Raw genomic sequence first — 9,678 nt, 5'->3', positions numbered from 1 at the left:
TTCGGGCTGTTGTCGTACTGCTCCCCGGTCTGCGGAGTGCCATCGCCAAACGTGGTCCGGGCGTTGTTCCACGTCGAGTAGAACCCGTCCATCGCGCTCACCCGTCGATTATCGCAGGGCTGCAGCTAACCCCTCCCCGGGAATTCCGCGTTCTACAGCGATTTAGCGCGCTTTGGCTGCGTCGTGCGGCCTAAACAGCTGCTGTTGTCGCAATGGCGTCAGACATCAGGACGCTCAGGTGCTGCCAGTAGACCCAGTCGGCGATCGCCGTGCGCTGCTCAACCGGTTCGGCGGCGGTATGCGCACGGTGCAGCGCGAGTTCCTGAGCGTGTTCGGCGTAAGTGACGAACGCTTGCAGCTGAACGGCTGCGCGGTCGGGAACATTGCTCAGCAGCGGACGGAATACTTCGAACCACAGGGCGGCACGGTTGTCGTCGGGCGCGGCAGAGTCGGTGGGCGGCGGAGGAAGTACCTCTGACAGGCCAGCGGCGTTGATGCCGGCGAGCCGGACCGCAGCGTCGGGCGCAATCACCTGCAGCCGGTGCCGGCCTTCCATACGGCCGCTGTCGGGGATGTCGTCGGGCCGGAGAATGATCTTGGGGGCGCCGGGATCGAAACCTTTGAACTGGTCTTCGGTGGCTATGACGGCGCGCAGGTCTGTGTTGTTGTGCTGTGCCCAACCGTGAAGCGCGAGAATCGGATACGTCGCCCAGGTGCCTCGAACGGTGGCGGGGATGTTCTCATCGGCGGTCGCCATCTTGACCTGCTCGGGCAGGTTGACATTCTCGGGGATGTAGCCGAGTCCGTAGTTGTTGGCGACGACGATGGTGCCGTCCTTGGCGAGTGCGGTGATCCAGAAGAAGCCGACGTCGGTGACCTCGGCGTTCAGAGCTGCGCCGATGCGTGTGGCGAATTGGGCTGGGTCCGTACCACTTTGCCGACGTCGCAGGGCGCCGGCGGTTGCGGCGGCCGCCATGGCTTCGCGTTGGGCGCGCGCCGCGGAGACAGGCACAGGCGCGGGCGCGCCGACGGTTCCGGCGCCGGCTCCGGCGGCAGGGGGAGCGACGCTTGGGCCGACGGGGCCAGCCGGTGCGACGGGTGCAGCAGGCGGAGGAGTCGCGGGCGGGCCGAGCTGGACGGGCGGCGCGGGCGCGGCTCCGGACGGGGGCCCCGGTGTCACCGGGGCCGGGGTGCCGCCGCCTGTCGGACCACTAGCGCTCGAGGTGGATGGGCTTGGGCTGGGAGGCGGTGAGCTTGTCGTGTCGGGAACTGACGGAGCGGCTGCCTGCGAGAGCGGCGCGGATCCCGTTGGCGCAGTGGGCTGCATCGGTTGGATAGGCACCTGAGACCCGGCTTTGCCGGCCGCTTCCGCCATTCCCTTTTGGAATTCAGAGATCGGCGTTTGAGGGCCAGCCGCGGCAGCTGCGGGATTCGGTGCGGCAGGCGCGCTGGGCGCAGATGGCGTTGAGGGCGCAGAAGTACCCCCCGACAACGGACTTGAGGGCGCGCTGATGCCGCCAGGTGAAGACGGTGCGCTTGGTGCGCTGGGAAGACTCGGTGCGCCGGGTCGGGGTGCGCTGGGGGCCGGAGCGCTCGGCGCAGGTGCCGGTTGGGTGCTCGGGCTGTGCGGTGCGACTGGGTCTGCTGTCGCGGGGGAGGCCTCGCCCCGAGGATTCGCGCCGTCAACGATCGGACCTGCCGCCGGTGGATTAGCCGGCTCCGGCGCGGCTGTTCCTTCTGGCGGCGTCTCTCCGGGATTGGCGCCCTCTATGACCGGCGACGTTTCCTGTGGGCTCACGGGCTGTGGATCGGAAGTGTTCAGTGGCGGCATAGAGCTGGTGTTTGAGGCAGGCACTATTGGGCCGGGCTGCCTAGGCGCGAGGTCGGGCCCTTGTCTGGGGTTCTCTGGACCGAAGAAACTGGGGCCGTCGCCTCTAGGTGCCCCAGGTGTTTGATCCGCAGGAACACCGGACACGCCCGCGGCAGATGTGGCGACTACCTCTATGTTCTCGCCTCTTACGACCTTGACGACTTGCTCGATCGCCTTCTCTTTGTCTTCGTCGGATACGTCCTCCATGTTGAGGATGTTTTCGATCACCGAGTGTGCGGAGCTCACGTTAGAGACGATCTGATTCTTAGCCGAAACCACAGCGCCTGCTGAATCATCGAAGAACTTCGCCGCGGAATCGAGCCGGCCTTTCAGGGACTCTAAGTCCAAAATGCGGCTGTCTAACGCTGCGCTCGAGCTACTCGCAGCCGTGCCTGACCAAACGCCCACCCCGCCGAACATGCCGATCTTCTGCTGTCTGACAGAGTCGATCTGACCGCCGACTGTTGCCGCAACGTGCTCGAAGGCGTCGCCGGTTGCACGAAGTGTGTCTTCGTCAGACTCCGGCCACGCTGGCGGCGCAGTCATGCCGTAGGGGTCAGAAGGCCGGCCGATTCCCATGCCTAACCTTCTGCAGCCTTACAGGCCGCATAGATGGTGGACGCGGCGCGCGCGGCAATCTCTGCTAGGTAAAAGTCTGCCGACATGTAGCTTTCAAGTGCGGTCGCGTAGGCCCGACGATATTGAGCGGCGGTAGCGGCGAAATCCTCGATCCACGGGTTGCTGCTCTGTCGTCCAAGTGCTTCCATCGCTTCAGCAGAAGTTCTCATCACTGGAGTGACACCTCGAATCACTGCGCGCTGCTCAGCATTCCAATCGGCGGCGCGAACATTAGGATCCAAGGCCTGCCAAGCTCTTGTATCCGCATCGAACCGGTCGACTAGCGCAATCCAGTCCGGACAGGTCGAATCTGGAGACGCGAGGAAACGATGGGGATCTTGCGGGTTCGTAGTCGGGGCGAAGCTAGAGGGCGGCCGGATTGCTGAAACAAGTGGGGCACGCGACGCCGCAGACCCCCACTCGATTGCGGCGCAAATATCTACCAGCACGGTGCCTGTCGAAGTCACAACACCCGCCAAGTTATCGTCGGCGGCAGTGTAATCAGCAATCGATTCGCTGTATGCCCTGGAGTAGGCGACGAACTGTTCATAGAACTCCCGCATAATTCTATGCGGCGTAGTCCTGATAAGCGCCACTGTTTGATCAGCAGCTTGACTTGCGGCTCGCGCTACCTCTTCGTAATACGTACGTTGCTCAGCGGTCCATGCGCTTCGGGGTACCGCGGGGTCACGCTTGTTCCAACCCTTTTCCTGTGCATCGACAAAGGTCGAGTTGATGGAGCGCCAAGCCGAACATGTTGGGTCGACGGTGATGATGTTGACCGGACCCTTGTCATCGGCGCTCGCCAATCCGAAGTCATTTGCAGTCGGGTTGGGATCGTTGTCAGCGCCGTCTTTCGTTACCGAAATCGCCACCGCCGCAGTCACCCCGATGACCACCAGAAATGCCACTGCACCGATAGCCCACTTCCAAGCGTTGCCACGCTTCTTCGGCGGCGGACCCGGAGCCCACTGCGGTTGCGGCGCCCATCGCGGCTGCTGCGGCCATGGCGGCTGTTGTGGTGGCGGGCCTCCGTGCTGGCCCGGAGCGCCCCCATGCGGCGGTTGGTACGGGGGACCGCTGGGCGGGGGTGGATAGCTCACAGCTCAATCTCCGGAGCTGACTCAGCCGAACGCGTCAGCGCTGGCGCCGGCGCCTTCGCGGAATCGGCCGGCGAGTCGTTCTGTTGCGCCTCAGGTGCTCGTTCGCCACCGGCAGATCCTGGTGCAGCCCCGCCACTTGCTGCCCCGGTGACAAGTGAAGCCATGCTGGAACCCGGCTCTGCCAAGCGGCTTTCGGCGTCTGCAGGCTCGTCCCCGGCGCCGGATGATTCCGAGAGTTGCCCAACGGTTTGCATTACACTCTGCAAGCCCTGAGCCGCCGCTTGGGGAACTGCCGTAACCATCCCCGGCATTTGCCCCGGAGACTGGGACGCCTGTTGTGCCATCTGCGTTGGATCTTGCATCGTCTGGCCCATCTGGCCAGCCGGCTGAGATGCCGGCGCCGCCGCACCGCCTGCGCCTGAACCACCTGATGCAGCAGCGCCGCCGCCGGCCTCCGAGCGACCGCCCCCCGATGGTGCGCCAGCACCTCCGCTAGGTGCGCCAACCGCGGGGTTCGCGCCTTCGGGCGCACTCTCGCTGCCCTTGCCGAACTTGTTGTCTAGATCCTCGACTCGCCGCTGGATTTCTTCGGCCAGCATCCGGTCGACGTTGTCGTAGGTGCGCGCCGCAGTCGCCACTTTCTCCGCGTACTTCTTCAGTTCCTCTTTCGAGATCGGCATCTGAGCAATTACCGGATCAACGAGCTCGTTGATCTTCGCTGCGATGGCCGCCGACAGAGCATCCGTTCCGGACGGGCTCGAAACCGTCGGCGGCGGGGGAATGGCACCGGCGATCGTCTGCAGGCTGCCGCTTGCCTCGGACACCAACCCTGTATCCACGCGCAAAGTCTCAGGCATATTCACTCCGCACCAGATCAGCTACTGCTGATCTATGGGCAAGCCCAGCGGACGTCACCGGAAAAATGCTACCTGAATGACGGCACCAGCAATTGCACGAATTCATGGCAAGGGCCGCAACTGAACTAGGTGGGGTAGCCGCACTAGCAGCCGCGTCTCTCTTAGTTCGGCCCACGTCAAGCCACGCACATCACGCGCCTCAGCACTCAAGAACTACGCGATGCGGTGTCAGCCTGGCCGATTGCACATTCGTACCCAGCGCGCAATTCGGTATCCAGTGTTGGGCGGATATGGAGGGGTTGCGTTCGCCCCACTCCTCCGTAGTGTCGGCGAATGTCATTCAAATGCCCACGCTGCACAACTCGGATCCTCCGTGATGATGTTCACCGGCCCCGTGTCGTTCGCGCTGGCCAAACCGAAGTCGTTCGCCGGCGGCGCGGTCGATCCGCCTTCACCCCCGTCGCGCTCCCACTGAAATCGTGACTGCGACAGTCCTCCGATGACCGCAAGCAGCGCCGCTGCGGCGGACCTCCGTACTGGTCCGGCGGCGGTGAATAGTCATCGAAGACCTCCGACAGGCCTAACCCTGGTCCTTGGTGTCTGACGTGATCTCGACAACCGCCGCGTCGATCCGCTCGCGGTCCGCTTCCATCGACGCCGACGCGGCTTCCGTCGCCTTCTGCAACGCTTCGTTCAGTCGCTGCTGCACCGTCTCCGCGCCCAGGCGCAGCAAGCCGTCCTCGATAAACGCCCCGGTGAGGTGCTGATGTCCGTTGAGCGTCACCTCCACGGTCTTGGCTTCGTCGGTCGCCGTGAACGTTTGGCTGTTCATCTTGTGCAGCTGGTCGTCCATCAACGACTGCAGCTGCTGTGCCTGCCGCAGAACGGCAGCGACCTCTGGATGCATGTCGTCGGTCACTTGTCGTCCCTACTTTCCTGGACTTCCCTGCGCCGCCGGCTGCCGATGACCCCTTCCGTCCACGCCCGGTCCTCGACATACAACTCCTCGTCCGGCGCCAACTTCGGATCCCGGCGCTTCTCCTTGCCGCCGCCCTGCTGGCCCGCGCCGTGCATCGGCGCCATGCCGCCGCCCATGCCGCCCATCGCTCCGCCGCTGCCCGATGCCGCCGGCGCAGCACCAGCCGTCGACGCGGTTGTCGGAGCCGGCGCCACCGTCTCGGCGGTCACCGCGGCCGACATCGGGGACGCCGGCATTCCACCGCCACCGCCTCCGCCGCCACTTCCAGAACCGGAGCCGCCGCCCCCCGCGGACGCCGCTGCCGGGCGAAGACTCGGGTCGGTCGGCAGCTTCGGAGTCCCCGTTTGTGGTGAGCCACTGGGCATTCCACCCGGCGCGCCTCCTCCAGAGCCTCCCGACGGAGATCCGCCCCCAGCCGGCGAACCGCCTCCAGAACCCTGACCCTGCCCCGCGGATTGACCCTGACCACGGGTCGGTCCGCCTAACGACGATCCCATCTGTTGGGCCATCGCCGCCGGGTCGCCCGTGGGTTGGCCAGCACCGCCGCCACCGCCGGAACCAGCACCGTTTCCACCGCCACCGGCCGAGGTCGGTGAGTCAGGGCTGCCGGAGTCCGGTTGGGAAGGTGATACGGGAGCGAACGTTGCCTTGTCTGCGTACTGCTGCCGGACCTCGTCGGATTGCCGCTGCAGCTGCTCCATCCAGCTGCGGATCTTATCGATCTCGTTTTGCGTTGCGACGGCGTTCCCGATCGTCGCCTTGCTCGCCAATTCCTTCAACTGGCGTTCCAGATCAACGTATTTGCGGTGTATTTCGTCGTGCTCGGTCCTGGCCGCGTCATGCGCCGAGATGATCTTGGAGGCAGCTTCGCCGAGGTCCTCCCACGCGTCCGCCAACTGCTGCAGCCAGTTACCGAAATTGCTCATCCGCGTGAACGCCGCGTCCGCCGCGTCACCTTCCCAATCGCCGGGCGGTGGATTCGGCGCGTTACCCGCCACCCGCTTTGATGCGACGGCCCATTGCGCCATCGCTGCTTTCAACGACGCGCCCTGGTCACCGGCGGTCAACTCGCTCTGCGTCTTGTGAACGTCGCTGTACCCGTTCGCGTCGAGTGCTCGCGGAGCGGCCGGCGGCTCAGGCATCGGAGGTGCGGGGGTCGACGGAGCCGGTATGGGAATCGCCGCCACCGCAGCCTGACGTTCCGGATTCTCCAGTGCGACACCGTACTCAGTGTCCACCTTCTGATAGGCCTCCGCCGCGATGGACAACATCTCGGCGATGCGGTTGTTCTCCGCTTCCGCCCACCGCTGATACCCGAGCAACGCCTCGGCGTTCGCGTTGATGTTGGCGATCGCGTCACTGGTCGACGGAAGCGTGTCAGGTACCGACACCGCCTCGGCGTTGGGGTTGTGCCAGTTCTGCGCTCGCATCTCGCCTGCTCGAGAACTGAGGCTGTCGGGGTTGACCCGTTGGGTTTCGGTCATCGCCAAACCTCCGTCCACATCATCGGTCAGCCCTCCAGAACCATCTGGTAGCGGCTTTCCTCGCGCGGATTGATCAGCCGAATCGGCAGCTGACGGTGCCGCGGTGTGTCAATGAAGTTCGTGCGCAACACCACTCGACCGATACCGGGGTGTGGGCCCAGGTACGTCGTGGCGTTGGGCCATGTCACCTTGGACTCCGGCCCGACCCTCGCGTTGATGAACTCCGCGAACTCGCGGAACTGCGGCAGCAGCGTCACCACCGCACCCGCGGCCGCCGACCGCACGACGAACTGTGTGAACAGTCGCGCATCACCGAGGTTGATCGATATGTCGACATCGTCGAACGGCATGTACACCGGATATCGGTCGGCCGTCTCGCCCACCAGCACACCCGCCGATCCGATAGGCAACTCGTAGTGGCGGTCCGTGACCGGGCTGATCCCGTGCAGCGCTGCCCGCTGCCCACCGAAGAGGCACGAAAACCCGCGCGGCGTAGTCGGGTTCGCCAACGTTGTCAACAGCACGGTCGTCGTCGGTGCCTCGCCGGGCCGGATCCGCACCTGCGTCATGGTGTGATCCGCACGCGCCGACCACCACACATCGGGCCCGCCCGGGGCGCTGTACGCGGCGGTGAATGTACTGCGGCCCTTGATCGCCGACCATGTCTCACGCTCGAAGCTGATCTCCGTAGCGCGGTCGTAGTCATCGAAGCTGCGCACCACGCGAGCGTCGACCCCGTTGCTGGCCAACTGGTCTGCGATGCGCGTCGCCGACGCCACCAGATAGCGTGCCAGCCCCGCCACGCCGGCTTCCCGTCGCTGTGACGACTTGCGCGTGGACTCCGGATCGGCTCGCAACACAATCCACGTGCGCCGGTTCGCCGGCGCCGGATACGGCCCGATCACCTGCTCGTACAACGCAACCAGGTTCGACGGCGCCGTCTTGCCCACCCGGTAGCCCGACGACACCACATCAGCTTCCAGATCCGGGCAATGCGCCGCGAGCAGTTGTTCGACAAGGCGGGTGTCGAGCGTGTCGTCGGTGAACGCCTCCCCGTTCACGATCACCGTCGGTGTGAAGGGCCGCGGCACAAGCTCGATCGCCGACACCAGATACGCGCCCTGCCAACGGACCGCGACGTGATCGCCCGGCAGAACGGTGGCGCCAACAGCTGGCTCGGACGGACGGGCAGGGACGTTGCGGTGCCGCCGCCGCCACGCCAGTACTGCGGCGACCCAGCCCGTGACCCGCCGCCCCCGGATCGTCAACACCGCGATAACCGCGATCAACACCGCCAGCGTGATGCCCAGCCACAACATGTGAAGTTGAATGAACAGCAGGATGCACGCCGGAATCAGCGCCGCCGCCCAGATCGCGTGGCCGGTCGTGAACCGGAAGCCGAAGAGTCGCAGAATGTTCATCGGCGCCTCAATGCGCGTCGAGCCAGCGCGCCTAGTCCCAGCACCAGTGCCAGCGCCGCTCCGATCACCACGACGGTCGTGATGGGGCCGCGGTCCGGCGGCGGGATGTACACAGGCGGCGGAATCTCCTTGACCTTGTACGGGACTCGCTCCGGTCCGGCCGGCACATCCCACGTCAGCGCGGCCACCGGATCGATGACTCCGGCCCCGACGTAGTTGTCCACTCCACCGCCCGGGTGCCGTGACGTCGCCGTGATGCGGTTCATCACCTGTGCCGGACTCAGATCGGGAAACCGTTGCTTCAGCAGAGCCGCGAGCCCCGAAACATACGCGGCGGCAAAGGATGTGCCGCTGATAGGTATCGGGCCGTCCTGACCCTGCAGCGCGTTGACCGGATTGCCGTCGTAGCCGAGCGCGATCATGTTCTCGGCCGGCGCGGCCGCCCCCACCCATGGTCCGGCCATCGAGAAGTTACTGGGCTGACCGTTCTGGCTGATGCCGCCGACCGTCAGCACCAGCGGCGAATACCAGGCCGGGCTGACGATCGTCTGCACCTGCTTCCATCCGCGGGGATCCGCGGGCACTGCGGGGTCCGGTGGGGGATTCTGGGTGCAGTCCTGGCCCGTGTTTCCGGCCGCGACGATGATGACCGCGCCCTTGACGTTCACCGCGTAGTTGATCGCCGCGCCGAGGCCGATCTCGTTGATGGGCCGGGTGATCTTGTAGCAGGCGGCTTCGCTGATGTTGATCACCTGTGCGCCCAAATTCGCTGCGTGCACCACCGCGCGGGCCAGGCTGCGCAGCGAGCCTGCGGTCTGCGTGGTGTTCGGGTCGTTGGGATCGGTCCGCGCGCCGACGGGCTGGAAGGCCTCCGAGGTCTGACGCAACGACAGCACGCGCGCGTCGGGTGCGACGCCGACGAACCCGTCGGTAGGCGCCGCGCGTCCCGCGATGATCGACGCGGTCAGCGTGCCGTGTGAGTCGCAGTCCGACATTCCGTTGCCGGCCTGATCAACGAAATCACCCCCCGGTTCAGCGGGCACGCGCGGCGATCCGACGACGCCCGTGTCGATGACCGCGACAGTTACCCCGGCACCCGTTGCGAACTTCTGTGCCTCGCCGAGACGCAGATAGTCGTTTGCCCAGGGCTTGTCCGCGAAGTTGGAGTTGGGGAACACCGTGGGCGCCGAGCAGACGCGGCGCTGCTCCATCGGGGTATCCGGCCCCGTCTGGTCCGGCGGCACCGCCGCCGGGTCGATCGTGGGAGGCTCGATCGACGCGGCCGGAGCAGCGGTGACCAAGGCCAGCAGCAGCGCCGCCAGCAGCACACCGATGCGGTGCACGCG

The 9,678-nt window shown here is 65.7% G+C and carries 7 protein-coding genes and 1 pseudogene; all 8 read right to left on the bottom strand.

Annotated features, from left to right (window positions below; genetic code table 11):
* Positions 1-190 precede the first annotated feature (190 nt).
* The 8 genes and pseudogenes from N4S67_RS11275 to mycP all read right to left on the bottom strand — a co-directional run bounded on the left by N4S67_RS11275 (position 191) and on the right by mycP (position 9,675).
* On the bottom strand, positions 191-1,180 hold the full coding sequence (locus tag N4S67_RS11275) for a secretion protein EccK (RefSeq protein ID WP_260993022.1): 990 nt from the start codon (positions 1,178-1,180) through the stop codon (positions 191-193).
* Positions 1,181-2,125: 945 nt separating this feature from the next.
* Positions 2,126-2,416 (bottom strand): annotated as a pseudogene (locus N4S67_RS28115) (WXG100-like domain-containing protein); the annotation flags it as partial.
* Positions 2,417-2,451: 35 nt separating this feature from the next.
* Complete coding sequence (locus N4S67_RS11270; protein WP_260993021.1) at positions 2,452-3,399, bottom strand: hypothetical protein; 948 nt, start codon at positions 3,397-3,399, stop codon at positions 2,452-2,454.
* A 188-nt stretch (positions 3,400-3,587) separates the two neighbouring features.
* Complete coding sequence (locus N4S67_RS11265; protein ID WP_260993020.1) at positions 3,588-4,448, bottom strand: hypothetical protein; 861 nt, start codon at positions 4,446-4,448, stop codon at positions 3,588-3,590.
* A gap of 580 nt (positions 4,449-5,028) precedes the next feature.
* Complete coding sequence (locus tag N4S67_RS11260) at positions 5,029-5,367, bottom strand: YbaB/EbfC family nucleoid-associated protein (protein WP_313959936.1); 339 nt, start codon at positions 5,365-5,367, stop codon at positions 5,029-5,031.
* The gene (locus tag N4S67_RS11255; protein ID WP_260993019.1) at positions 5,364-6,911 is read right to left on the bottom strand and encodes a PPE domain-containing protein; all 1,548 of its coding nucleotides are present in this window, start codon (positions 6,909-6,911) and stop codon (positions 5,364-5,366) included. The genes N4S67_RS11260 and N4S67_RS11255 overlap by 4 nt, the downstream gene beginning before the upstream one ends.
* 26 nt (positions 6,912-6,937) lie before the next feature.
* Positions 6,938-8,332 carry a type VII secretion protein EccE gene (gene eccE / locus N4S67_RS11250; protein WP_260993018.1) on the bottom strand — a complete coding sequence of 465 codons (1,395 nt, stop codon included), beginning with the start codon at positions 8,330-8,332 and terminating at the stop codon, positions 6,938-6,940.
* Positions 8,329-9,675 carry a type VII secretion-associated serine protease mycosin gene (gene mycP, locus N4S67_RS11245; RefSeq protein ID WP_260993017.1) on the bottom strand — a complete coding sequence of 449 codons (1,347 nt, stop codon included), beginning with the start codon at positions 9,673-9,675 and terminating at the stop codon, positions 8,329-8,331. Before mycP ends, eccE begins: the two co-directional genes overlap by 4 nt.
* Positions 9,676-9,678: the final 3 nt, after the last annotated feature.

The sequence above is a fragment of the Mycobacterium deserti genome, from assembly GCF_025345615.1.
GTDB classification, from domain to species: Bacteria; Actinomycetota; Actinomycetes; order Mycobacteriales; family Mycobacteriaceae; genus Mycobacterium; species Mycobacterium deserti.
This window is presented reverse-complemented; position numbering and strand designations above follow the sequence as displayed.